Source organism: Morococcus cerebrosus, assembly GCF_022749515.1.
GTDB lineage: Bacteria > Pseudomonadota > Gammaproteobacteria > Burkholderiales > Neisseriaceae > Neisseria > Neisseria cerebrosa.
The window spans coordinates 589,723-613,596 of record NZ_CP094242.1 but is presented as its reverse complement, the minus strand read 5'-3'; the positions used below and the strand labels follow the sequence as shown (position 1 = coordinate 613,596).

General features: G+C 53.2%; 21 protein-coding genes. 13 read left to right on the top strand and 8 right to left on the bottom strand.

All coding sequences use genetic code 11. From position 1 onward, the window contains the following. Window positions 1-54: 54 nt before the first annotated feature. Together luxS and cyaY are read right to left on the bottom strand one after the other, a co-directional pair. Window positions 55-561, bottom strand: a complete 507-nt coding sequence (gene luxS / locus MON37_RS02790) for an S-ribosylhomocysteine lyase (RefSeq protein WP_003745039.1) — start codon at window positions 559-561, stop codon at window positions 55-57. A 54-nt stretch (window positions 562-615) separates the two neighbouring features. After that, window positions 616-939, bottom strand: coding sequence for an iron donor protein CyaY (cyaY, locus tag MON37_RS02785; protein WP_003755648.1), 324 nt, complete (start codon window positions 937-939; stop codon window positions 616-618). A gap of 70 nt (window positions 940-1,009) precedes the next feature. Between cyaY and lptM the strand changes: the two genes are divergently transcribed. Genes lptM through rfbC form a run of 3 tightly spaced genes read left to right on the top strand, consistent with a single transcriptional unit; the run spans window position 1,010 to window position 3,000 of the window. After that, window positions 1,010-1,180 (top strand): LPS translocon maturation chaperone LptM, encoded by a 171-nt coding sequence (lptM, locus tag MON37_RS02780; RefSeq protein ID WP_039405231.1) that lies wholly within the window; start codon window positions 1,010-1,012, stop codon window positions 1,178-1,180. 11 nt (window positions 1,181-1,191) lie between these two features. Then, window positions 1,192-2,412 carry a diaminopimelate decarboxylase gene (gene lysA / locus MON37_RS02775; RefSeq protein ID WP_039405228.1) on the top strand — a complete coding sequence of 407 codons (1,221 nt, stop codon included), beginning with the start codon at window positions 1,192-1,194 and terminating at the stop codon, window positions 2,410-2,412. Window positions 2,413-2,460: 48 nt separating this feature from the next. Beyond that, window positions 2,461-3,000, top strand: coding sequence for a dTDP-4-dehydrorhamnose 3,5-epimerase (gene rfbC, locus MON37_RS02770; RefSeq protein ID WP_003745053.1), 540 nt, complete (start codon window positions 2,461-2,463; stop codon window positions 2,998-3,000). 85 nt (window positions 3,001-3,085) lie between these two features. Here rfbC and MON37_RS02765 read toward each other — a convergent pair whose 3' ends face one another. The 4 genes from MON37_RS02765 to MON37_RS02750 all read right to left on the bottom strand — a co-directional run bounded on the left by MON37_RS02765 (window position 3,086) and on the right by MON37_RS02750 (window position 7,917). After that, the gene (locus tag MON37_RS02765) at window positions 3,086-3,982 is read right to left on the bottom strand and encodes an IS3 family transposase (protein ID WP_242883576.1); all 897 of its coding nucleotides are present in this window, start codon (window positions 3,980-3,982) and stop codon (window positions 3,086-3,088) included. After that, the gene (locus MON37_RS02760) at window positions 3,886-4,236 is read right to left on the bottom strand and encodes a helix-turn-helix domain-containing protein (RefSeq protein WP_242883573.1); all 351 of its coding nucleotides are present in this window, start codon (window positions 4,234-4,236) and stop codon (window positions 3,886-3,888) included. Before MON37_RS02760 ends, MON37_RS02765 begins: the two co-directional genes overlap by 97 nt. 1,322 nt (window positions 4,237-5,558) lie before the next feature. Continuing rightward, entirely contained in the window at window positions 5,559-7,124 is a 1,566-nt protein-coding gene (locus MON37_RS02755; RefSeq protein ID WP_052242816.1) for a SulP family inorganic anion transporter, read from the bottom strand. A 118-nt stretch (window positions 7,125-7,242) separates the two neighbouring features. Beyond that, window positions 7,243-7,917 carry a carbonic anhydrase gene (locus MON37_RS02750; protein WP_003768295.1) on the bottom strand — a complete coding sequence of 225 codons (675 nt, stop codon included), beginning with the start codon at window positions 7,915-7,917 and terminating at the stop codon, window positions 7,243-7,245. A 381-nt stretch (window positions 7,918-8,298) separates the two neighbouring features. On the opposite strand from MON37_RS02750, the gene MON37_RS02745 reads away from it, so the two are divergent. The 4 genes from MON37_RS02745 to recJ all read left to right on the top strand — a co-directional run bounded on the left by MON37_RS02745 (window position 8,299) and on the right by recJ (window position 13,562). Further along, window positions 8,299-9,540, top strand: coding sequence for an aromatic amino acid transporter (locus MON37_RS02745; protein WP_039406575.1), 1,242 nt, complete (start codon window positions 8,299-8,301; stop codon window positions 9,538-9,540). Window positions 9,541-9,789: 249 nt separating this feature from the next. Then, window positions 9,790-11,292, top strand: coding sequence for a phosphate acetyltransferase (pta, locus tag MON37_RS02740; protein WP_039406573.1), 1,503 nt, complete (start codon window positions 9,790-9,792; stop codon window positions 11,290-11,292). 147 nt (window positions 11,293-11,439) lie between these two features. Then, window positions 11,440-11,715 (top strand): DUF1289 domain-containing protein, encoded by a 276-nt coding sequence (locus MON37_RS02735; protein ID WP_039406570.1) that lies wholly within the window; start codon window positions 11,440-11,442, stop codon window positions 11,713-11,715. Between the two features lie 146 nt (window positions 11,716-11,861). Beyond that, on the top strand, window positions 11,862-13,562 hold the full coding sequence (gene recJ, locus MON37_RS02730) for a single-stranded-DNA-specific exonuclease RecJ (protein WP_039406568.1): 1,701 nt from the start codon (window positions 11,862-11,864) through the stop codon (window positions 13,560-13,562). Window positions 13,563-13,642: 80 nt separating this feature from the next. Here recJ and mltG read toward each other — a convergent pair whose 3' ends face one another. After that, window positions 13,643-14,638 (bottom strand): endolytic transglycosylase MltG, encoded by a 996-nt coding sequence (gene mltG / locus MON37_RS02725; RefSeq protein ID WP_039406566.1) that lies wholly within the window; start codon window positions 14,636-14,638, stop codon window positions 13,643-13,645. A 128-nt stretch (window positions 14,639-14,766) separates the two neighbouring features. On the opposite strand from mltG, the gene ampD reads away from it, so the two are divergent. The 5 genes from ampD (at window position 14,767) to MON37_RS02700 (ending at window position 21,562) form a co-directional block, all read left to right on the top strand. Continuing rightward, on the top strand, window positions 14,767-15,339 hold the full coding sequence (gene ampD, locus MON37_RS02720) for a 1,6-anhydro-N-acetylmuramyl-L-alanine amidase AmpD (protein WP_039406564.1): 573 nt from the start codon (window positions 14,767-14,769) through the stop codon (window positions 15,337-15,339). Between the two features lie 235 nt (window positions 15,340-15,574). Further along, window positions 15,575-16,831 (top strand): cell division protein ZipA C-terminal FtsZ-binding domain-containing protein, encoded by a 1,257-nt coding sequence (locus MON37_RS02715; protein ID WP_003763891.1) that lies wholly within the window; start codon window positions 15,575-15,577, stop codon window positions 16,829-16,831. 301 nt (window positions 16,832-17,132) lie between these two features. Then, window positions 17,133-19,604, top strand: a complete 2,472-nt coding sequence (gene ligA / locus MON37_RS02710) for an NAD-dependent DNA ligase LigA (protein WP_039406562.1) — start codon at window positions 17,133-17,135, stop codon at window positions 19,602-19,604. 162 nt (window positions 19,605-19,766) lie between these two features. Then, window positions 19,767-20,942, top strand: a complete 1,176-nt coding sequence (locus tag MON37_RS02705; RefSeq protein WP_039406560.1) for a putative phage abortive infection protein — start codon at window positions 19,767-19,769, stop codon at window positions 20,940-20,942. A gap of 158 nt (window positions 20,943-21,100) precedes the next feature. Further along, window positions 21,101-21,562, top strand: coding sequence for an SRPBCC family protein (locus tag MON37_RS02700; RefSeq protein WP_039406558.1), 462 nt, complete (start codon window positions 21,101-21,103; stop codon window positions 21,560-21,562). 68 nt (window positions 21,563-21,630) lie between these two features. On the opposite strand, the gene pheA is transcribed toward MON37_RS02700, so the two are convergent. Continuing rightward, window positions 21,631-22,719 carry a prephenate dehydratase gene (gene pheA / locus MON37_RS02695; RefSeq protein ID WP_039406556.1) on the bottom strand — a complete coding sequence of 363 codons (1,089 nt, stop codon included), beginning with the start codon at window positions 22,717-22,719 and terminating at the stop codon, window positions 21,631-21,633. Between the two features lie 471 nt (window positions 22,720-23,190). On the opposite strand from pheA, the gene misR reads away from it, so the two are divergent. Further along, the gene (gene misR, locus MON37_RS02690; protein ID WP_003740839.1) at window positions 23,191-23,868 is read left to right on the top strand and encodes a two-component system response regulator MisR; all 678 of its coding nucleotides are present in this window, start codon (window positions 23,191-23,193) and stop codon (window positions 23,866-23,868) included. The last annotated feature ends 6 nt before the right edge of the window (window positions 23,869-23,874 follow it).

Genomic DNA, 23,874 nt, shown 5'->3' with positions numbered 1-23,874 from the left:
CCAAGATTTGGGGGGCAGTTCAGTTTTCAGACGACCTTTTTTCAAGCATATCGTTTAAGCGTTCAGCAAACTTTCATCCAGCGTCAGCTCTTCGTTTTTATTCACCGCCACTTTGCGCGTCAGGACGTTTTGCGCGATTTCCTGCGCTTCGGCAAGCGAGTGCATCAGATAGGTGCCGCATTGGTATTCGTTCAACTCGGGGATTTTGCTTTGGTCTTTGACATTGACCACATCCTGCATTGAAGCGAGCCATGCGTCGGCAACCTGCTGCTCGTCGGGTGTACCGATGAGGCTCATGTAGAAACCGGTGCGGCAGCCCATCGGGGAAATATCGATGATTTCGACACCGTTGCCGTTCAAGTGGTCGCGCATAAAGCCTGCGAACAAATGCTCCAGCGTGTGGATGCCTTTTTCAGACAGGATTTCTTTGTTGGGAACGCAAAAGCGCAGGTCGAATACGGTAATGGTGTCGCCTTTGGGCGTGGTCATGGTTTTCGCTACACGCACGGCAGGGGCGTGCATACGGGTGTGGTCGACTTTGAAACTGTCTAACAGGGGCATTGGATTATCCTTTTGAGTAAATGTTTTGGGTGTGAGATGGGCTTCTGAGTCCGATCACAATTCGGCAATCTCAACCGCTTCGCCCGAAGCCGCGCTTAGTGCTTCGTTCAAAACATCGTAGAAATCCCGTCCGTCGCGCGTTGCCAGCCATTTGCCGTTTTGCTCGGCGAAATGGTAGCCGCCGCTTTTTGCGGCAATCCACAATTCTTGGTTTGGCGTGTGGCGGTTGACGATGATTTGCGTGCCGTCTGCCGCTTCGATGGTCAGGACGTTTCCGGCAAACTGGCAGTCGAAATCCCAGCCGTTTTCGTCGATTTGGTCTTCGATGTGTTCGAACAATTCTTCGCTCATGCGGATGAATTCGCTTTCGGTCATCATGGCTTTTTGTGTGTTTTTTGTTTAAGATACCGAATCTTGCCACATTCGCGCTTATGAAGGAAGTTTACCGATGAAATACGGCGTATTTTTTGCGGCGGCAACCGCCCTCCTGCTTTCAGCCTGCGGCTACAAAGGCGACCTCTACCTGCCCAAAGAAGGCGACAAGGCGCGTTTCGGCGTGGTCCAAACCGGCCTGAAAACCCATTCTTCCAAAGAACCTACCAATCAAACCAACGATTAAGCCTCACCAACATGACCCTGCATTGCGAACAAGTCCCCTATTCCCGTCTTGCCGAAGAATTCGGCACGCCGCTTTATGTGTACAGCCAATCCGCGCTGACCGAAGCATTTGAAAACTACCAAACCGCGTTTGCCGCGCTTTCCCCGCTCGTCTGCTACGCCGTTAAAGCCAACGGCAATCTGAGCATCATCAAACACTTCGCCTCGCTGGGCAGCGGTTTCGACATCGTCTCCGGCGGCGAATTGGCGCGCGTTTTGGCGGCGGGCGGCGACGCGGCGAAAACCATATTTTCAGGCGTGGGCAAAAGCGAAGCAGAAATTGAGTTCGCGCTTCATGCAGGCGTGAAATGCTTCAATATGGAAAGCATCCCCGAAATCGACCGCATTCAAAAGGTTGCCGAACGCTTGGGCAAAACCGCCCCCGTCTCCCTGCGCGTCAACCCCGATGTCGATGCCAAAACCCATCCCTACATCTCCACAGGCCTGAAAGCCAACAAATTCGGCATCGCCTACGCCGACGCGCTCGAAGCCTACCGCCACGCCGCCCGCCAAAGCCACCTCAAAATCATCGGCATTGACTGCCACATCGGTTCGCAACTGACCGACCTCAGCCCGCTTATCGAAGCCTGCGAGCGCATTTTGATTTTGGTTGACGCACTTGCCGCCGAAGGCATCGTTTTAGAACATTTAGACTTAGGCGGCGGCGTCGGCATCGTTTATCGAGACGAAACCGTCCCCGATTTGGGCGCGTATGCCCAAGCGGTTCAAAAACTGATCGGCACACGTCGTCTGAAACTCATCCTCGAACCTGGCCGCAGCCTGGTCGGCAACGCAGGCTCGCTGCTGGCGCGCGTCGAGTTTGTCAAACACGGCGAAGAGAAAAACTTCGTCATGGTCGACGCTGCCATGAACGACCTCATGCGCCCCGCCCTGTATGACGCGTACCACCGTATCGAAGCGGTAGAACCAAAAAACATCCCGCCGCTGACCGCCGACATCGTCGGCCCAATTTGCGAAACCGGCGACTTCCTCGGTAAAGACCGCAACCTTGCCTGCGAAGAAGGCGATTTGCTGGTTATCCGCAGCGCAGGCGCATACGGCGCCAGCATGGCAAGCAATTACAACACACGCAACCGGGCGGCGGAAGTCTTGGTGGACGGCGACGAATACCGGCTTATCCGCCGACGCGAAACCTTAGAACAGCTAATGGCAAACGAAATGGCTTGTTTGTAACATCCCGTCCGTTTTCAGACGACTTGTCCCATACTTTGAGAATACTTCATGAAAATCATCGATACCACCCTACCCGACGTCAAACTTTTAGAACCGCAAGTCTTCGGCGACGCTCGTGGCTTCTTCATGGAAACCTTCCGCGACGAATGGTTTAAGGCCAACGTCTGCGACCGCACCTTCGTACAGGAAAACCATTCCAAATCAGGCAAAGGCGTATTGCGCGGCCTGCATTACCAAACCGAAAACACACAAGGCAAACTCGTGCGCGTCGTCGTCGGCGAAGTGTTTGACGTTGCCGTCGATATGCGTAAAGACTCGCCGACTTTCGGCAAATGGGCTGGCGAAATCCTGTCGGCAGAAAACAAACGCCAGCTTTGGGTACCTGAAGGTTTCGCACACGGCTTTTACGTTTTGAGCGATGAAGCCGAATTCGTTTACAAATGCACGGACTATTATAACCCGAAAGCCGAACATTCACTGATTTGGAACGACCCGACCGTCGGCATCGAATGGCCGTTGCAAGGCGAACCCAACCTGTCGCCCAAAGACTTGGCAGGTAAAATTTTGGCTGAAGCAGTTACGTTCTAAATTACCGTCGTCAAATCCGTCAAAAACGCAAGGTCGTCTGAAAACTGAACTGGCCCCCAAATCTTGGACACTCATAAAAGCCTTTTCAGGCGCTCTGTGCAAGCTGGGTTCTGTATGCGACAGGACTCAGCTTTTTCAATTTCAGACTGCAACGCTCCCGGTTGTAGTAATCCATATAGTCATCTATCTGCTTCATCAATTCGTCCACCGTCAATTCTCCTGCGTTATAGAAACACTCCGTCTTCAACACCGCAAAGAAGCTTTCCATCGGCGCATTGTCCCAGCAGTTCGCCTTTCGCGACATGCTTTGAACCATGGAATGCTCCGCAAGCAATTCCCTATATCCCGCCGTACGGTACAGCACGCCTTGGTCCGAATGAAGCATCGTTCCTTCGCCGGTCAGCCGGGGTGCGGCTTTTTCGAGCATTTCCTTCACCATTTCGCTGTTAGCATTGCGGCTCATGGCGTAGGCGACGATTTCTCGGTTGAACAGGTCCAAGATTGGCGAGAGGTACAGTTTGCCGTCCTTTCCTTTGAGTTCGGTCACGTCGGTCAGCCATTTCTCGTTGGGCTTTTCGGCTGTGAATAGGCGTTTGAGGAGGTGTTCCGATATCTCGCCCATGGCGGGATGGCGGTAGGCTTTTTTTGCCCGTATGAGGGCTTTCAGTTCCAACTGCTTCATCAACCGCGCTGCTTTTTTGCGGTTCCAATCCAATGCTGCGGCAATGCGCCTTTGTCCGTAGCGTCCTTTATGCCGTTTGTAGGTTTCGACAAGGAGGGCTTTGTCGGCCTCGTCGGGATCGGGTCGATCTTGGTGATGGTAGTAAAAGCTGCTTTTGGGCAGGTTTGCGATGTGCAGCAGGTATTTGAGCGGGTGTTGCGCCCTCAGTGTTTGGACGGTTTGGCTTTGTCCTTTTCGGTCCGCTTTTGGCTGAGGGCTTTTAACTCCTTTAGGTAGGCGACCTCTGCGCGCATATAGCACAACTCTTCGATAAGCTCCGCCTGTGTTTTTTCGTGGTCGGGTTTGTCGGCGATGAAGGGGTTTTTGCGGTGTTGGGGCATGGTTTTGGATTGGGGATGTTCGAGTGCGCCGATGCCGCCTTCTTGATAGGCGCGTATCCATCGTCGCAGGTGGGTTCGGGAGATGCCGTAGTGGTCTGCGGTACGCTGTTGGCTGCGTATATGCAGGTAGTGGAGTACGGCTTGGTATTTAAAGTGTAATGTATATTTGCTCATAAAAAAACTGCACCTTGTGAGTTGGAGGGGGGATGTCCAACTTTTGGGGTGCAGTTCAAACTTGAGATAAGGTTTTCAGACGACCTTTTTCAGTTACAGCAACCTGATCCCTTCCCCCGTCTGGAGGGGGAAGGTTAGGATGGGGGTGGCTTGCGGATATACGGCATAAAGGGCAAGAGCCCCCCTCTCCCCAACCCTCTCCCGCCAGACGGGAGAGGGGGCAAATTCTCGTGGGCAAAGCCCACGCTATGGTTATCCCACAAATCAACGCAACAACTCCCACTATGGGTTTCCCAAACTTTAAGCATTACCCGACGGTGTAGCATGGGCTTTGCCCACGAATCCCATCGTATTGAAGCGATAATGGATTTAAAGTATCAGAATGCAAATAGGTCGTCTGAAAAGCTCGAAATAGGTTTTTCAGACGACCTTTTTCAGTTACAGCAACCCGATCCCTTCCCCCGTCTGGCGGGGGAAGGCTAGGATGGGGGTAGTTTGCGGATATACGGCATAAAGGGCAAGAACCACCCTCTCCCCAACCCTCTCCCGCCAGACGGGAGAGGGAGCGAATTCTCGTGGGCAAAGCCCACGCTACGATTGTTATCCCTCAAACCAACACAAAAAATTCCGCTATGGGTTTTCTCCAACTTTAGGCATTGCCCGACGGTGTAGCGTGGGCTTTGCCCGCGAATCCTGCTGTTTTTTTTTAGATATTTCATTATGTTTCTTTTCTGTCGGACAAAACAGCCGATTCATCAGCCGCCGTCATTCCCGCTCAGGCGGGAATCCAGACTCTGAAAGGCCGCTGCAATTTTTAAAGATTTCCATAGCTTCCAAAACCTAGATTCCCGCCTGCGCGGGAATGACGAAGCAGGTATTTTCCATTTGCATCTGCCAAATAGGTCGTCTGAAAAGCTCGAAATAGGTTTTTCAGACGACCTTTTTCAGTTACAGCAACCCGATCCCTTCCCCCGTCTGGCGGGGGAAGGCTAGGATGGGGGGTGGCTTGCGGATATACGGCATAAGGATCAAAGCCCCCCCCTCTTCCGACTCCCCTTTCACCAAACATGAGAGGGGGCGGATTCTCGTGGGCAAAGCCCACGCTACGGTTATCCCATAAACCAACACAACAATTCCCGCTATGGGCTTTTCACCGACTTTGAGCGTTGCCCAACAGCGTAGCGTGGGCTTTGCCCGCGAATCCTATCGTATTGAAGCGATAATGGATTTATAGTGTCGAAATACAAAAAGGTCGTCTGAAAATCCCCAAAACAGGTTTTTCAGACGACCTTTTTCTTCTCCTATTCATTCCAACCCGACTTCTAAATACTCGCGCTATGCCCTACCCGCACATGGCTGTGGTGGTCGCGGCCTTCGTGGTCGTAGTCGGATTTGAAGCCTTTGAGCACGACGTCTATGTCGTTTTCCTTGGCGAAGACGTTGGCGAAGTCTTCAATCAGTTCCAATACGTCGCCGGCGATGTAGGACGAGCGTTCGGCGTTGATGGTTACTTTGGAACCCGGGCGGATGTTTTTCAGGGTTTTCTTGATGGCGGCTTTGTTCAGGAACGAGACTTCTTCTGCCAGCTCTAAGCTGATTTCGTCGGCTTCGGCGAGTTCTTCGCGGCTGAGGTAGTAGGCGCGTTTCATGTTGCCCTGAAGGATGAAGATGATGCTGATGGCGAGCCCGATGCCGACGCCTTTGAGCAGGTCGAGCGCGACGACGGCAACGAGGGTGGCGGCGAAGGGGATGAACTGGTACAGCCCTTTATGCCAGAAATGCAGGAGGGTAGCGGGTTTCGCCAGTTTGTAGCCCACCAGCAGCAAGACGGCGGCGAGGGTGGACAGGGGGATCATGTTGAGGATAAAGGGAATCGCCAAAACGCACACCAGCAACAGGACGCCGTGGATAACGGCAGACAGTTTGTGCGTCGCGCCTGCATTGGCGTTGGCGGACGAACGCACGACGACGGAGGTGATGGGCAGGCCGCCGATAAGCGAGCTGACGATGTTGCCTGCGCCCTGCGCGCGCAATTCGCGGTTGGTATCGGTGATGCGGCGGCGGGTGTCGAGGCGGTCGGCGGCTTCGATGCAGAGCAGGGTTTCAATCGAGGCGACAATGGCGATGGTGATGCCGGTCATCCAGACGTAGCTGTTGCCGAAACCTGAAAAGTTGGGCAGCGTGAGCATAGCTGCGGCTTCGCGCCATGTGTCGGGAACGGGCAGTTGGACGAGTTGTCCGGCGGGAATGGCAAGGCTGCTGCCGCTGGCGACAAACCATTGGTTCATCAGTATCCCCGCGCCCACGGCAACCAGCGCGGCGGGCAGGGCTTTGATGTTTTTCAACGCGGGGATTTTGTCCCATACGATTAGGATCGCCATCGACACGCCTGCTACCAAAAGGGAGCCTGTGTGGATGTCGGCGAACAGGGCGGCAGGGTCGGCGAGGCTGCCGTTGCTGCCCAAGGCGAACGGAATCTGTTTCATGATGATAATCACGCCGATGCCCGCCAACATGCCTTCGATAACGGACACGGGGATGTATTCGGCAAGGCTGCCGGCGCGGATGAAGCCGAGCAAAAGCTGGATGGCGCCGGCGATTAAGCCCGCGCACAGAAACAGCTCGAACGAACCGAGTTCGGTAATCGCGGCAAGGATAATCGCTGCCAAGCCTGCGGCGGGGCCGGACACGCTGATGTGCGAGGTGCTGAGGGAACCGATGACGATGCCGCCGACGATGCCCGCCAACACGCCGGACAACGGCGGCGCGCCTGAAGCAAGCGCGATGCCGAGGCACAACGGCAGGGCGACGAGGAAGACGACCAGTCCGGAAGCGAAATTGGACTTAAACAGGCTGCCCAAAGGCTGTTTTTTCTGCTGGGGTTTCATGGTGAGGGGTACTCCTGATGTGTGTATGTTTTTGTATTTGATAGGATTGGGGCAAATCAAGGTCGTCTAAAAAATCAGGACGCTTGTCCAAACTGATTTTCAGACGACCTCCAAGCCATCAACCCGCTTTCTTGCGCGCGTTGACCACCCATTCTGAATCGGTGAGGTCGTAGATTTTCTGGATGTCGGCGAGGATGTTTTTGAAGTCGATGTTCAAATCGATGAGGCGGCCGGTACGCAGGTCAAAGACCCAGCCGTGCACGATCGGGTAGCCGTCGAGCAGGTAGCGTTCCTGCACGCACGCCATTTTGATGACGTTGAGGCACTGCTCCTGCACGTTCAATTCGACCAGGCGGTCGTAGCGCAGATGTTCGTCTTCGATTGCGTCCAGTTCTTCCTGATGCAGGCGGTACACGTCGCGGATGTTGCTCAACCACGGATTCATCGTGCCAAAATCTTCGGGCAGCATCGCCGCTTTGATGCCGCCGCAGTTGTAGTGGCCGCAGATGATGATGTGTTTGACTTTCAGATGCGAGACGGCGTATTCGATGGCGGAGGCGGCATTCATGTCCAAACCGTGCACAAGGTTGGCGACGTTGCGGTGCACGAACACGTCGCCCGGTTCAAACCCCATCAGCTCTTCCGCCGCGACGCGGCTGTCGGAGCAGCCGATGTAGAGGTATTCGGGATTTTGTCCGTCGGCGAGGTCTTTGAAGTAATCGGGGCATTGCTGCCTCTTCGTTTCCTGCCATTTGCGGTTGTTTTCAAAAATGACTTCGTATGATTGGCTCATGCGGCTTCCTTTCTGCTTGATGTGTCGTCTGTTTTTTTTGTTACCGCACCCTGTTGCGGATGCGGCCTCTGTAAGGGTTGCGCATTCTAGGAAGGCAAAATTAGAGAAAAATTAGCCATAAAATGCCGTATAAATATGTAAATTCGGCATTTTCAAGCAAAAGGTCGTCTGAAAACCTTTTTTCAACCCAACCAAATAAAAAAGGAGAAACCGCCGTTTCTCCCTATCTTTCAAAAAATTAAACCGCCCTCATCCACACGCCGCCTCCCCGTCCGAAAATCCTCCTGCTGTCTGCCATTTCCCCGCAATTTTCAGACGACCTCCTTACCAATCCTTACACTTTACGGCATAATGGCGGACTGTTTTTCCGAGGAGAATTCCATGTCCGTCAAAACCCCGTCGCTATTCGGCGGCGCCATGATTATCGCCGGTACAGTCATCGGCGCAGGCATGCTTGCCAACCCGACCGCCACCTCCGGCGTCTGGTTCACAGGCTCGCTGATTGTGTTGCTTTACACTTGGTTTTCCATGCTTTCCAGCGGTCTGATGATCCTTGAAGTCAACACCCACTATCCGCACGGCGCCAGCTTCGACACCATGGTCAAAGACCTGCTCGGCCCAACTTGGAACGTCATCAACGGCATCGCTGTCGCCTTCGTTTTATATTTACTTACCTACGCCTACATCTTCGTCGGCGGCGACTTGACCGCCAAAGGCTTGGGCAGCGCGGTGGGTAGCGATGTTTCGCTCACCGTCGGACAGCTTGTCTTCTTCGGCATCCTCGCCTTTTGCGTGTGGGCGTCGGCACGGCTGGTCGATCGCTTCACCAGCGTCCTCATCGGCGGTATGGTGCTGACTTTCATCTGGGCGACCGGCGGGCTGATTGCCGATGCCAAACTGCCCGTCCTCTTCGACACCCAAGCCCCCGCAGGCACGAGCTACTGGATTTACATCTCCGCCGCCCTGCCCGTCTGCCTCGCCTCCTTCGGCTTCCACGGCAACGTCTCCAGCCTGCTCAAATACTTTAAAGGCGATGCGCCCAAAGTCGCCAAATCCATTTGGGCAGGTACGCTGGTCGCGCTCGTGATTTACGTCCTGTGGCAAGTCGCCATCCAAGGCAACCTGCCGCGCAACGAATTCGCCCCCGTCATCGCCGCCGAAGGGCAAGTCTCCGTCCTCATCGAAACCCTGTCCAAGTTCGCCCAAACCGGCAGCATGGACAAAGTGTTGACCCTCTTCTCCTACATGGCGATTGCCACTTCCTTCCTCGGCGTAACGCTCGGCCTCTTTGACTACATCGCCGACATCTTCAAATGGAACGACAGCGTGTCCGGCCGCACCAAAACCGCCGCCCTCACCTTCCTGCCGCCCCTGATTTTCTGTCTGTTGTATCCAACAGGCTTCGTTACCGCCATCGGCTACGTCGGTCTGGCGGCAACCATTTGGACCGGCATCATCCCCGCCATGCTGCTCTACCGTTCGCGCCAAAAATTCGGCGCAGGCAAAAACTACAAGGTTTACGGCGGATTCGGGCTGATGGTTTGGGTTTTCCTCTTCGGTATCATCAACATCGCCGCGCAGGTATTGAGCCAGCTCGAACTCGTCCCCGTGTTCAAAGGCTGACAACCCAACCGCACAAGAGGTCGTCTGAAAACCCCATCAAAGGTTTTTTCAGACGACCTTTTCTGTATTTCGCACAGACAGTATCAGCCCCTTAAAAATCCATTGCATTTTCGCTCAATCCATTAACATTTAACCTTGTTGGAAACGCAATTTGTTTGTTAGTATTAAGCCATTGCCGTTACGTCCGCATCACGGCGGCGACGGACAACCTCCAAGACGGACAACCTCCAAATAGAAAGGACACATATCATGGCTAAATTATTGGTCGCTCCGGTATCCGCCGGTTTGGACGTGGCAGCAGCAAGCAAAGCCTTTGCCCAAGCTTTGGGCGCGCAAGTTTTCCAACCGCTCGACGCATCCGCCGAAACTCTGTTGGCACAAGGCAAAAGCGACGACTGGTTTGACGCTGTGGTCGGCAAAGCCGTCGCACTCAATACCGACAATCTTGTTATCGAAGGTATCGCCCCCGAAGCGGACAAACTCTTCCTGTCCGGCAAAAACGTCGAGCTGGCATTGTCTTTGGATGCAGGCGTAGTCTTGGCATTGCAATCTGATAGTGCTGACGCAGCCGAAGTGGCACACCGAATCAACCTTGCCAAACAGCTTTATACCAACGCACCGGGTCTTTTGGAAGGCTTCATTATTGAAGGCGCGGCAGCATCCGTAGGCGAAGAAGTCGCCCGCCTGACCGGACTGACATTCTACGGCTCAAGCAGCGCGCTCAAAGACGTATCTGCGTTGGCAAAACGCGAAGCCTCCCGCCTTTCTCCCGCCCAATTCCGTTACAACCTGATTGATTTTGCCCGCAAAGCCGATATGCGCATCGTCCTGCCTGAAGGTGCAGAACCGCGTACCGTCGCCGCAGCCGCCATCTGCCACGAAAAAGGCATTGCCCGCTGCGTCTTGCTTGCCAAACGCGAAGAAGTTGAAGCCGTTGCCAAAGAACGCGGCATCAGCCTGCCTGACTCGTTGGAAATCATCGATCCCGCTACATTGGTCGAACAATACGTCGAGCCGATGTGCGAATTGCGCAAATCCAAAGGCCTGACGCCTGAAGACGCCCGCAAACAACTGCAAGACACCGTTGTCCTCGGCACCATGATGATGGCGCAAAACGACGTGGACGGCTTGGTATCCGGCGCCGTTCATACGACCGCCAACACCATCCGCCCCGCCTTGCAGCTGATTAAAACCGCACCGGGCGCCAGCCTCGTGTCCAGCGTATTCTTCATGCTGCTGCCCAACCAAGTCCTCGTCTTCGGCGACTGCGCGGTCAACCCGAACCCGACGCCCGAACAGCTTGCCGATATCGCCATCCAATCCGCCGATACCGCCAAAGCCTTCGGCATCCCGCCTAAAGTTGCCATGATTTCCTACTCCACCATCAATTCAGGCAGCGGCCCTGATGTCGATGCCGTGATTGAAGCCACCAAACTGGCAAAAGAAAAACGCCCGGACTTGGAAATCGACGGCCCGCTGCAATACGATGCGGCTACCGTGCCTGAAATCGGCAAAACCAAAGCCCCTGAAAGCACCGTCGCCGGTCAGGCAAGCGTCTTGATTTTCCCGAACCTCAACACCGGCAACTGTACTTACAAAGCCGTACAACGCAGCGCCAACGTCCTGAGCGTCGGCCCGCTGTTGCAAGGTTTGCGCAAACCGGTCAACGACCTTTCCCGCGGCGCATTGGTAGAAGACATCGTCTTCACCATCGCCCTGACAGCGGTTCAGGCAAAACAAATGGCAAACTGATTACTTGAATTTTTAAAGTAAACACAGGTCGTCTGAAAACCTATCAATAAGGTTTTCAGACGACCTTATATATTCGGACGGTACATACCTGGCCGAAACCCTGCACCTTGGCTATACTCTTTCAGACGACCTTTCCGCACCTTCATCATGGAACAACCCGATTTCTTCCCCATCCCCAGCCCCTGCATCGGCGTATGCGAAGCCAACGAAAAAGGCTATTGCAAAGGTTGCCTGCGCAGCCGCGAAGAGAGATTGTATTGGCAGCAGATGACGGACGATCAAAAACACCAAGTCATGCGCCTGCTGCATATGCGCAAAACCAAAATCCGCAACAAAAAACTCGATTTGCTGAGACAACAGGACGAATGGGAAGAAATACAGCAGGACAATTTGTTTGACGACAACTTCGTTCCGGAAACTTAAAACGAGAAAGAGGTTCTCCTTGTCCTTCGCAATAAAAGGTCGTCTGAACCCAAGCAGCAGATTTTGGTTTGCTTTTAGGTTTTCAGACGACCTTTCCCGCCTTAAAATACATCCCCTCAAATACAACTATACTCCGTCCGCACACCATGCCCGTCAAAATCCAAACCCGCCCCGTCAACCAAAACGTCCTCGATGATTTGCTCACTGCCGGCGCCGACCCTTTAATCGCCCGCCTGTGCGCCTCGCGCGACGTGCAGAGTCCCGCCGAATTGGACGACAAACTTGCCGGCCTTCTGCCTTATCAATCGCTGACGAATTGCGAAGCTGCCGCCCGCCGTCTGGCGGATGCCATCGAACGCAAGGAAAAAATCCTGATTGTCGCCGACTACGATGCCGACGGCGCGACCGCGTGTTCCGTCGGTATGAGCGGCTTGGCGGCGATGCGTGCGGCGGTGGATTTCCTCGTACCCAACCGCTTCGAACACGGCTACGGCTTGACGCCCGAGCTTGCCGAAATCGCCGCCGCGCAAGGCGTGGATTTGCTGATTACGGTCGATAACGGCATCGCCAGCATCGCAGGAGTGGCGCGGGCGCAGGAATTGGGTTTGGACGTGATCGTAACCGACCATCACCTGCCCGCCGAAACCGTACCCGACTGCATCATCGTCAATCCGAACCAAAAAGGCTGCGGCTTCCCCAGCAAAAGTCTGGCGGGCGTGGGCGTGATTTTTTATGTGTTGATGGCGTTGCGTGCCGAATTGCGCCGCCGTAATTATTTTTCAGACGACCTTAGAGAGCCGAATTTGGGCGAACTTTTGGATTTGGTCGCACTCGGCACCGTCGCCGACGTCGTCCCCCTCGACCACAACAACCGTATCCTCGTGTCGCAAGGTTTGAAACGGATGCGTTCCGGCAAAATGCGGCCCGGCATCCGCGCCCTGTTTGAAGTGGCGCGGCGCGACTGGCGCAAAGCGCAGCCTTTTGACATGGGGTTTGCACTGGGTCCGCGCATCAACGCCGCCGGACGGCTCGACGATATGTCGGTCGGCATCGCCTGCCTGTTGGCGCGCGACGACGCGGAAGCGCAGGCATTGGCGGCGCAGTTGAACGACCTCAATATCGAACGCCGCGAAATCGAGCAATCCATGCTGCAAGACGCGCTAAACGCCTTTCCTGAAACCCTGCCTTCAGGTCAGACGACACTGGTCGCCTACCGCGACGACTTTCATCAAGGCGTGGTCGGCATCGTCGCCAGCCGCCTCAAAGACCGATTTTACCGCCCGACCATCGTGTTCGCCCCTGCGGACAACGGCGAAGTGCGCGGTTCGGGGCGTTCCATCCCCAACCTGCACCTGCGCGACGCTTTGGATTTGGTGTCCAAACGCCACCCCGATTTGATTTTGAAATTCGGCGGACACGCGATGGCGGCGGGCTTGAGCATACTCGAACACAACATTCCCGCGTTTCAGACGGCCTTTGAAGAAGCCGTGCGCGAAATGGTGTGCGAAGACGATTTATCGCAAACCTTCATCACCGACGGCAGCCTAAAAGCCTGCGACATCACGTTGGAACAGGCGCAAAACCTCGCCCGCCACGTTTGGGGACAAGGCTTCGCGCCGCCGAGCTTTACCGACGAATTTCACGTCGTCCGCCAGCAACCCTTGGGCGCAGAGGGCAAACATAAAAAAGTCTGGCTGCAAAAAGACGGCTACGAATTTGAAGCCATGTTCTGGCGGTGCAGCGAAGACATCCCCGAATACATCCGCACGGTTTACCGCCCCGTGGCAAACGAATGGCGCAATCAGATGGAATTGCAGCTTTACATCGATTACTGGGAAGCGGCTTAAGGCTTGCGAAAGATAAAAGGTCGTCTGAAACCGAAGATCAGGTTTCAGACGACCTTTATGCTTTTGAAGCTCAGTTCAACCTATTTCTTCAAAATATATTTGCGTACAGCGGCATTGTGTTCTTCCAGATTATGGCTGAACTGGCTCAAGCCGGTGCCGTCCATTTTGGAGACGAAATAGAGGTATTTTTCATTCGACGGATGCGCGGCGGCTTCAAGGGCGGCTTTGCTTGGCAGGGCGATGGGGGTCGGGGTTAAGCCGCTGCGGGTGTAGGTGTTATACGGCGTATCGCGCTGGAGGTCGGCTTTGCGGATTTTGCCTTTGTACGCGCTGCCCATACCGTAAATCACGGTCGGATCGGTTTGCAGGCGCATGCCGATGTTGAGGCGGTTGACGAATACGGAAGCAACATGGGCGCGGTCGTCTTCGTGGGCGGTTTCTTTTTCAATCAGGCTCGCCATAATCAGCATTTCATACGGATTTTTGTAGGGCAATCCGCTTTGGCGATCTTCCCAAGCGTCGTTCAGACGACGTTGCATGGTTTGATAAGCGGTTTGGTAGATTTGCAAATCGCTGCTGCCTGCGTCGATTTCGTAGCTGTCGGGGAAGAACTGTCCTTCGGGATTGCTGCTGAGCGCGTCGGGGGCAATTGCCTGCATGAGTTCGGCATCGCTCCAACCGCGTGTTTTGTGTTCGATGTCGGGGGTGTTATCGATGATTTTACGCATGGTGGCAAAACGCGAACCTTCGACGATTTGAACGGTAACGGCATCGGGTCTGCCGTTGCGGATTTTCTGCAAAACGCCCCATGCGGAAATATTGGAAGGAAGGCGGTACGAGCCGGCGTTGAGTTTATTGTGTGCACCTATCAGGTAGGCGGCTGCGACCAGCACATGGCGGTTGTAAACGACTCCGTCTTCGGCAAGCGTACGGCTGACGGAAGAGATGCCTTGGTTTTTGGCAATTTTGATGCGGTATGCTTTGCCGTTGTCTTTGGGAACAAACAGCAAGGCGGCGAACACGGCGGCAACGGCAACAAAAAATACCGCAAACCATTTCAACATTTTTTTCAGCATGGTAGGATTTTTGATTTGTGAACGTCGGGCGACAGTATAACCGAAATGCGCACCCCATTCCCGCGCGCCCGCCCGACGTATGTTTTTTCCGCCTCAGTGGTCGTCTGAAATAAAGGGTCGTCTGAATTATGAATCTTCCGTCCGAATGCCAAGACATTGACTGGCAACAAGGCTGGTGGCAGCCTGCCCGCCGCGCGTTTTCTCCGAACTTCGAGCCGCGTGCAGAATCAGAAACTGTGTCGCTGGTGGTTTTACACAATATTTCGCTGCCGCCTTTCGAATATGGGACGGGCGCGGTGGAAAAGCTGTTTACCAACCGCATCGCCCCCAACGAACATCCGTTTTTCAGCGTCATCCACACCTTGCGCGTTTCCAGCCATTTTCTGATCACCCGCGAGGGCGAGGCGGTGCAGTTCGTTTCTTGCGACGATATGGCGTACCACGCGGGCGTGTCGTCGTTTCGCAGACGTGAAAAGTGCAACGCGTTTTCGGTCGGTATCGAATTGGAAGGCTGCGATTTCGAGCCGTTTGCCGAGGCGCAATATCAAACGCTGGAAACCCTGCTGCACGCGTTGGTCGGGCATTACCCCATCACCGCTGTTACCGGTCATCAGGACATCGCTCCCGACCGCAAAACCGACCCCGGCCACTTTTTCGACTGGCAAAGATTGCAGGCAGCAGGTTTCCCGGTTGTCCGTTAATCGCTCAAAAATGCCATATAGCATTTTTCAGACGACCCAGCCCGATTTTGGGCTATCATTCACGGCATTTGCTGTCAGAAAAGTTTATTTTCGTTATAATTGAATGTTCATACGGGACAATCCGTGTCCGACTCCGACGAACTTACTCGCGGCAATACGATTCCGCATGCGCCCAAAGGCAAACCGCCCCGGGCAACGAAGACGGAATGCCGCTCTTACAAAAAAGTGATTACCCATGATTTTCATCGTCTTAGGCTTGGCAGTCATCCTTGCCGTCATCGCCTACAATATGTACCAAGAAAACCAATACCGCAAACAGGTGCGCGAGCAGTTCGGCCACTCCGACAAAGACGCGCTCCTGAACAGTAAAACCAGCCATGTGCGCGACGGTAAAGAATCCGGCGGCAAAGGCCTGTTCGTCAAAAAAGCGAACAAAGCCCAAGAAGCCGCGCTGCGCAATCTGCAAGAACAAGACGAAATCTTCGCCGCCAAAGCCAAACTCGCCAAACCTTCCGCCATCAAAACCGATGTCGAGTTGGCGATTGAAGACGACTTTACCGACGAGCCGGTACAGCATACCGTCATCGGACTGAACAACGAAATCACCACCCAAGCCGCCAGCGACGAGCCGGTCAACCTGCCGTCCGCCGCCAACCAGCCTTTGGTCAGCTTGGACGAATTGTCTCAAGTCGAATTGCCGTGGTTTGACCCGCGCTTCGACTACCTCGCCTACATCGCCCTCTCCGAAGCGCAAGAGCTGCACGCCCTGCCCCGCCTGTCCAACCGCCACCGTTTCCAAATCATCGGCTGCACCATGGACGACCGCTTCCAAGTTGCCGAACCGATTCCGAGCGTGTATTACCAAGGTTTCGTCGTCGGCCTGCAAGCAGTCAGCCGCAACGGTTTGGCAACCCAAGAAGAATTGCAACAGTTCAACCAACAAGTTGACACCTTTGCCCAACTGATGGGCGGCAAAGTCCTCCACACCGATTTGGCGGCATTTACCGAAGTTGCGCAGGCATTGGACACCTTCTGCGCCCGCGTCGATCAAACCATCGCCATCCACTTGGTTTCACACAGCAACATCAGCGGCGTCGAACTGCGCGCTTCTGTTGAAAACCTCGGCTTCGTATTGGGCGAAGACGGCGCATTCCACTACACCGGACAAACCGGCAGCCCGATGTTTGCCATCCACAGCCTCACAGGCGACGCGTTTACCAACGCCCTGTTGGACAACCAGTCCTACAAAGGCTTCAGCATGTTGCTCGACATCCCGCATGCCCCAGCCGGCGAAAAAACCTTCGACCTCTTCATGGACTTGGCGGTACGCCTCTCCGGTCAGTTGGGCTTGGATTTGGTCAACGACAAAATGGAAGAAGTTTCTACCCAATGGCTCAAAGACATTCGCAATTACGTCTTGGCACGTCAGGAAGAAATGCTCAAAGTCGGCATCAAACCCGGCAGCAAACAAGCCCTGCGCCTGTTCTCCTAAAATCGAATGTAATCAAAGCGGATATGTCGTTACGGCATATCCGCTTTTTTTCGGGTAAAATTCAGCTGTTTTCAACTTATCCTTTTCAGACGACCTTTGTCCGTCCCATCATGTATAGTGGATTAAATTTAAATCAGGACAAGGCGACGAAGTCGCAGACAGTACAGATCGTACGGAACCGATTCACTTGGTGCTTCAGCACCTTAGAGAATCGTTCTCTTTGAGCTAAGGCGAGGCAACGCCGTACTGGTTTAAAGTTAATCCACTATATCAGACAAAGGTCGTCTGAAAACCTTCCTCCATGAATCCGACTGCACAACACATCCGCCACCTCACCGACCTCCTCAACCGCTACGCCTACGAATACTACACCCTCGACTCGCCCAACGTACCCGATGCCGAATACGACAAATTATTCCGCGAACTCGAAGCGTTGGAGCTGAACCATCCCGAACTCAAACTACCCGACAGCCCGACCCAGCGCGTCGGCGGCGAGCCTCTAGCGGGATTTGCCGAAGTGCGCCACGAAGTGCCGATGCTGTCGCTGACCAACGCCTTTTCCCCGCAAGATGAAAACGGCGTGTTCGACCATGCCGAAATGTACGCTTTCGACCAACGCGTGCGCGACGGTTTGGACGGCGGCAATCCCGAATACGTTATCGAACCCAAATTCGACGGCCTCGCCATCAGCCTGCTCTACCGCGACGGCGTATTGGTGCAGGCGGCGACACGCGGCGACGGCACGACGGGCGAAGACGTTACCCAAAATGTCAAAACCGTCGCCAACATCCCCCTGCGGCTGCACGGCGAAAATCCACCCGAACTCATCGAAGTGCGCGGCGAAGTGCTGATGCTCAAAGCCGATTTCACCGCCCTCAATAAAAGACAAGCCGAAAACGGGCAAAAACCCTTTGCCAACCCGCGCAATGCCGCCGCCGGCAGCCTGCGCCAACTCGATTCGCGCATCACCGCGCAACGCAAACTGCACTTTTTCCCCTACTCCATCGCCCGTCAGCAAGGCGGTTTCACAGCCGAAGAACACATCCAAGAACTCGCTTATTTCCAAGAGCTCGGCTTCAGCCTGCCTAACGGCAATTTCGGCTGTTTCAAAAATATCGACGAAGTATTGGCGTTTTACGAACAAATGCAGCAAAAACGCCCCGAACTGCCCTACGAAATCGACGGCATGGTGGTCAAAGTCAACAGCTTGGCACAACAGCGCGAACTCGGCTTCATCTCCCGCGCGCCGCGCTGGGCGATTGCCCACAAATTCCCCGCCGAAGAAGCCTTGACCGTCGTCGAAGCCATAGACGTGCAAATCGGGCGCACCGGCGCGGTTACCCCCGTCGCCCGCCTGCAACCCGTATTCGTCGGCGGCGTCACCGTCACCAACGCCACCCTGCACAATCAAGACGAAGTATCGCGCAAAGACGTGCGCATCGGCGACACCGTCGTCGTGCGCCGCGCCGGAGACGTAATTCCCGAGGTCGTGCGCGTGATTTTCGAACGCCGCCCGATGCAGAAAACTACCATTGCCGTTTCAGACGACCTCAAACATCAACAAGACGACCTCTTTGCCGAAACACCGTCCGCCAACCAAACCCAATCCGTTCCGCTCCATAAGCCCTACCGCCTACCGACCCATTGCCCCATTTGCCGCAGCGAAATCGAACGCGAAGAAGGCGAAGCCGTCGCCCGATGCAGCGGCGGCATGCTGTGTCAGGCGCAACGCGCGCAAGGCTTAATCCACTTCGCCTCACGCAAAGCCATGGACATCGACGGCCTTGGTCAAAAACAAATCGAGCAACTGGTCGCCCAAAACCTCGTCCGCCACTTCGCCGACCTCTACCGCCTCGACATCCCGACCTTGCAAAAAATGAAGGAAACGGCGGATAAAGGGTCGTCTGAAAACGAAAACGGCGACGCCGAAACGGTTTCAGGCGACTTGTCTGAATCCAATACCCAAAACGGCAAAAAACAGCCGACCAAGTGGGCGGAAAACATCCTCGCAGGCATAGAAGCCAGCAAAACGCCCGAACTCGCCCGCTTCCTGTTCGCGCTCGGCATCCGCCACGTCGGCGAACGCACCGCCAAAACGCTGGCGCAGGCATTCGGCTCATTGGAACACGTCCGCCGCGCACCCGAACCCATCCTCGCCTGCCTGCCCGACATCGGCACCGTCGTCGCCCGCTCCATCGCCCACTTCTTCGCCCAAGACGCGCAGCAGGCGATGATAGACGAGCTGCTCGCCGCAGGCGTTGCCCCGCAAACCCAAGCCGTTACCATCCCGCCCGCCCGCCATGCCGAGCCGCAACGCTGGATTGCCCGCCTGCCCGGTTTCAAAATCAGCGAAAACAAAGCCCAAGCCTTATGGGAACTCGCCGGCAAAAGCATAGAAGGCCTGCAAACCGACAAAGCCCTGCCTGCTGACTGGCAAACATGGCGCAGCGAAACACAAAACGCCGCCCTGCTCGAAAACCTGAAAACCTTCTTCGCCCAAACGTCGTCTGAAAACCAAGACGAAGTGTTTTCAGACGACCTAAACGAAGCCGTAGCAGGCAAAACCTTTGTGTTAACCGGTACCCTACCCACCCTCAAACGCGACCAAGCCCAAGCCTTGATCGAAGCCGCAGGCGGTAAAGTTTCCGGCAGCGTGTCCAAAAAAACCGACTACGTCGTCGCGGGAGAGGCCGCCGGCAGCAAGCTGGAAAAAGCCAATGCCTTGGGTGTGGCGGTATTGAGTGAGGAAGAGCTTTTGGCGATGCTGGGCTGAATACCCGCCAAACATACCGCAGATTAAACTAGGAAATCCCCGCATCGTAATTCCCCCATATGCGGAAACAACAGCATAGATATTGCTGATTCGGATTTATAAAATAAGGTCGTCTGAAAATTTTTCAGACGACCTTTATGGGTGTAAACAAAAGGAAAAACCATGGACAAAGGGAATAAACCCAATCGCTTATTATGGGTATTAGGCGGAATCGCTGTTGCAGCATTTATCTTTGTTTTAGAACGATATATCAACAATTTTAAAACATTCCCCATTGCTAACGACTCCGCCACATGGGGAACATTCGGCGACTATCTGGGCGGCACGCTGAACCCTATCATCAGCTTCCTAGCCCTTATCGGCCTACTCTATACCATTCATCAGCAAGCGCAGGAAATGCAAGCAACGCGCGAAGAGTTGAAACAGGCGGCAGAACAGCAACGCCAACAGGTAGAGCAACAAAGCCGCCAGTCAGAAATTTTTAATCTTCAACAATTTGAATCGACATTTTTTTCTTTGCTGGATCAGCATAATAAGGTTATCGAAAACCTTGTTGAATCAAAAATATTTGATCTAACAAATATTACCATTGATGAGAAATTTAATATTGATTGTTATATAAAAAATAATATTCGCCAGAACCCCTTACTAAAACGATATTTTATTATATTATTTCAAATACTTAAATTTATATCATTAAGTTTATCCAAAGATATAGAAGGAAAAACAGATAATAAGCTCACCATAAATGACTTTTCCAAAGATAATCAAAATTCGATGGAAAAACTTAGTAATCATTATATTAATCCACAAGAGAAAATATATAGCGATATTCTTCGCTCTTTTATTCCCAATGATATCTTGAAATTACTTATTTTTAACTGCCTACATTCAGATCAAAAACATGAAGGATACAGTTCAGCAATATTTTATAATTTCCAAGGCTTAATAAATAGATATAACTTTTTAGAAAATTTACAATTAACTATTCCCACGATAGAAAATTATAGTGAAATTTTTCAAAAGGATCACAATGGTTTCATATGGCTTTTTCACATAACAAATTCCATTGATAGCATTGAAAAATCCTTTGGGAAGAATAATCTATTTAGGGATATAAAGAAATTCAAACATTCCAAAGTTAACCATATTGAAATAATCAAAACTGGTATATCTGAACTTACAAATCAAAAAAACCAAACACATGAACAAACTAAAAAAATCTCCAATGACAAAGGAAATATAAACGAACAAGAAAAAAACGAAATAGATCGCCAGTTAAGAACATTAGAAAAATTACTGAACTTTTTGAAAGATGAAAAAATTCCTAATATTTAGATAAGATTATCTGAAAATCTAAAGGTCGTCTGAAAATTTTCAGACGACCTTTATTCTATTATCAACACCAAACCACGCCGTTCAATGCAATTTATGAACTGATACCAACTGCACTAATCTTATCAATATTCCCATCTTTGCCCACAACGGTCGATATCATGCTGACTTACACCCGCAGCGTCCGACTGGATGCGCCGCTCGAACCGATATTCCGCTACTGCACTTCCCGACACGGATTTTCCCGTCAGTTCCCGTTTGACGTGCAATGGTTATCAGAAAAGGAATACTGGGCGCGGGGAGATATTTTGGATTTCAGATACAGAGTTTGCGGGATTTGGTTGCGGCATCGTGCCGAAATCATTTCGCTTGAGCCGAACCAATCGTTTACCGACCTGATGCTGAAAGGGATTTACCGTTCCTTCCGCCATACACATGAATTCAAATTTTCCGAGGGGCGTACCTGCGTGACGGATACGGTGGAATTTACTTTCGGGCTGGGAAAAACGATTGACCGGCTAATCGGACTACCGACTTTGCGTCGGACATTTGAAAAACGCCACCGTTTATTGAAAGAGTGGGCTGCCCAATGGGCTGATTATGCTGAAGATGCTACAAGTTAAAGGCATGGAAAAAGTCGTCTGAAAACCCGTATCTGAATTTTCAGACGACCTTCTTCATTCTCACTACATTACAAAACGGCTGCCGGATAGGACCCGATGACTTTGACAAACGATGCGCGTTCGCTCAAAAGCCCCAGGGCGTTTTGGACTTTTTCGTCGTTTTGATGTCCTTCGATGTCGATGAAGAACAGGTATTCCCACAACGCAGATTTGCTCGGGCGGCTTTCGAACTTGGTCATTGAAATGCCCGATTCGGTAAACGGCTGCAACAGCGCGGCGACGGCACCGGCGCGGTTGGGCGCGGAGACTGCCAGCGAGGTTTTGTCGTTGCCGCTGCTGCCGGTATCTTGATGCCCCATAACCAAGAAGCGCGTGGTGTTGTTCGGCTCGTCTTCGATACATTCGGCGACATAGTTCAAATGGTAAATATCGGCAGCGGTACGTCCTGCGATGGCGGCGATACTGGGGTCGTCTGATTCTGCCACCAGCCTTGCCGCCTCTCCGTTGCTGGAAACGGCGATGCGTTCGGCGTTGGGCAGGTTGCGTCCGAGCCAGTCGTTGCATTGCGCCAGCGCTTGGGCGTGGGCGAAGACTTTTGTGATGCCGCCCAATTCGTGCGTGCCTTTACGCAAGAGGTTGTGATGGATGCGGACAATGACTTCGCCGCAGGCTTTCAATGCGGTTACCGCCAATAAATCTAAGGTGCGTCCGACCGAACCTTCGGTCGAGTTTTCAACCGGTGCGACCAAATAATCCGCCTGCCGCGTTTCGACTTGACGGAAACACTGGTCTATGGTTTGAAAAGCGGCGGTATGTGCGGCATGGCCGAAATGTTTGATGGCTGCCTGCTGGGTAAACGTTCCCTGCGGACCGAGGTAGGCAATCGTCAGCGGACGCTCCACCGCCAAGCATTCGCTCATCACTTCGCGAAACAGCCTTGCGATGGATTCGTCAGGCAACGGGCCTTGGTTCAAACTCTGAATCCGCCTCAATACCGCGACTTCGCGCTCGGGACGGTACACCGCGCCTGTTCCTTTCAATTCGCCGATGGCGTGCGCATGGCCTGCGCGCTCGTTCAACAGGCGCAAAATCTCGGCATCGATTTCATCGATGGCATTGCGGTGCGGCAAAAGCTGTTCGTCAATGGATAAGGACATATCGACAAGCCCCTTGTGATTCATTCATAAATACAAGCAATCATTCTAACATCAAACAGGTCGTCTGAAAGCTGAATACGTTTTCAGACGACCTGTTTTATAGTGGATTAACTTTAAACCAGTACGGCGTTGCCTCGCCTTGTCGTACTATCTGTACTGTCTACGGCTTCGTCGCCTTGTCCTGATTTAAAGTTAATCCACTATAGAATCCCTCGTCCTTTCTCGAACGCAGCCTTTACCGGCATCATTTTGCCGCCCGTTTGGCGCGTATCCGGCGTATATTTTGGGGATTTGGTACAGGGGTCGTCTGAAAATGTAAAGACAGCGTCCCTGCAATGCAAAAAAGCGCAAAAGCATAGGAAAACAAGCTATCAAAAAACTCAAAATGCGTGTTAAGATTAGCCATCACTATCCGCCGCACCCGTTTATTTCGGGTTTGCGCAGCGCATACAATCACGAAAAGGAAATCCCATGAGTCGCGTATTACTCGTAGATGACGACGCTTTGCTGACTGAATTGCTCACTGAATACCTTACCGCCGAAGGATTGAATGTCCACAGCGTTCCGGACGGCGAAGCCGGTGTACACGAAATCCTGACCGGTCAGTACGATGTTGTCGTATTAGACTCCATGATGCCGAAAATGAACGGCTTGGACGTATTGAAAAACGTCCGTTCCCAAAGCACCGTTCCCATCATCATGCTGACCGCTAAAGGCGACGACATCGACCGCATCATCGGATTGGAAATGGGTGCGGACGACTATGTTCCGAAACCTTGCACCCCGCGCGAACTGTTGGCACGCATCAACGCCATTCTGCGCCGCGCCCAACAAAGCGGCGAGCCGAACAACGCGCCAAACAGCATTTCCGTCAGCGATGTTGTCCTGTACCCTGCCAAACGTCAGGCAACCATCAAAGATACTCCGCTTGAGCTGACCAGCACCGAGTTCAACCTGCTCGAAGTCCTGATGCGCCACGCCGGACAAGTTGTCAGCAAAGAAACTTTGTCCATCGAAGCGCTTGATCGCAAACTGGCAAAATTCGACCGCAGCATCGACGTCCATATCTCCAGCATCCGCCACAAACTGGGCGATGCCTCGCTGATTCAGACCGTACGGGGCTTGGGCTACCTGTTTGTTAAAAATTAAAGATAA

What these genes read in the sequence shown, in the direction of transcription:
- lptM (WP_039405231.1), top strand. Translation starts at nt 1,010, where the DNA reads ATGAAATACGGCGTATTTTTTGCGGCGGCAACCGCCCTCCTGCTTTCA.
- MON37_RS02755 (WP_052242816.1), bottom strand. Translation starts at nt 7,124, where the DNA reads ATGAAACCCCAGCAGAAAAAACAGCCTTTGGGCAGCCTGTTTAAGTCC.
- MON37_RS02700 (WP_039406558.1), top strand. Translation starts at nt 21,101, where the DNA reads ATGCTGACTTACACCCGCAGCGTCCGACTGGATGCGCCGCTCGAACCG.
- mltG (WP_039406566.1), bottom strand. Translation starts at nt 14,638, where the DNA reads ATGCTGAAAAAAATGTTGAAATGGTTTGCGGTATTTTTTGTTGCCGTT.
- ligA (WP_039406562.1), top strand. Translation starts at nt 17,133, where the DNA reads ATGAATCCGACTGCACAACACATCCGCCACCTCACCGACCTCCTCAAC.
- recJ (WP_039406568.1), top strand. Translation starts at nt 11,862, where the DNA reads ATGCCCGTCAAAATCCAAACCCGCCCCGTCAACCAAAACGTCCTCGAT.
- MON37_RS02705 (WP_039406560.1), top strand. Translation starts at nt 19,767, where the DNA reads ATGGACAAAGGGAATAAACCCAATCGCTTATTATGGGTATTAGGCGGA.
- ampD (WP_039406564.1), top strand. Translation starts at nt 14,767, where the DNA reads ATGAATCTTCCGTCCGAATGCCAAGACATTGACTGGCAACAAGGCTGG.
- MON37_RS02745 (WP_039406575.1), top strand. Translation starts at nt 8,299, where the DNA reads ATGTCCGTCAAAACCCCGTCGCTATTCGGCGGCGCCATGATTATCGCC.
- pta (WP_039406573.1), top strand. Translation starts at nt 9,790, where the DNA reads ATGGCTAAATTATTGGTCGCTCCGGTATCCGCCGGTTTGGACGTGGCA.
- rfbC (WP_003745053.1), top strand. Translation starts at nt 2,461, where the DNA reads ATGAAAATCATCGATACCACCCTACCCGACGTCAAACTTTTAGAACCG.
- MON37_RS02715 (WP_003763891.1), top strand. Translation starts at nt 15,575, where the DNA reads ATGATTTTCATCGTCTTAGGCTTGGCAGTCATCCTTGCCGTCATCGCC.
- lysA (WP_039405228.1), top strand. Translation starts at nt 1,192, where the DNA reads ATGACCCTGCATTGCGAACAAGTCCCCTATTCCCGTCTTGCCGAAGAA.
- MON37_RS02750 (WP_003768295.1), bottom strand. Translation starts at nt 7,917, where the DNA reads ATGAGCCAATCATACGAAGTCATTTTTGAAAACAACCGCAAATGGCAG.
- cyaY (WP_003755648.1), bottom strand. Translation starts at nt 939, where the DNA reads ATGATGACCGAAAGCGAATTCATCCGCATGAGCGAAGAATTGTTCGAA.
- MON37_RS02735 (WP_039406570.1), top strand. Translation starts at nt 11,440, where the DNA reads ATGGAACAACCCGATTTCTTCCCCATCCCCAGCCCCTGCATCGGCGTA.
- misR (WP_003740839.1), top strand. Translation starts at nt 23,191, where the DNA reads ATGAGTCGCGTATTACTCGTAGATGACGACGCTTTGCTGACTGAATTG.
- MON37_RS02760 (WP_242883573.1), bottom strand. Translation starts at nt 4,236, where the DNA reads ATGAGCAAATATACATTACACTTTAAATACCAAGCCGTACTCCACTAC.
- luxS (WP_003745039.1), bottom strand. Translation starts at nt 561, where the DNA reads ATGCCCCTGTTAGACAGTTTCAAAGTCGACCACACCCGTATGCACGCC.
- pheA (WP_039406556.1), bottom strand. Translation starts at nt 22,719, where the DNA reads ATGTCCTTATCCATTGACGAACAGCTTTTGCCGCACCGCAATGCCATC.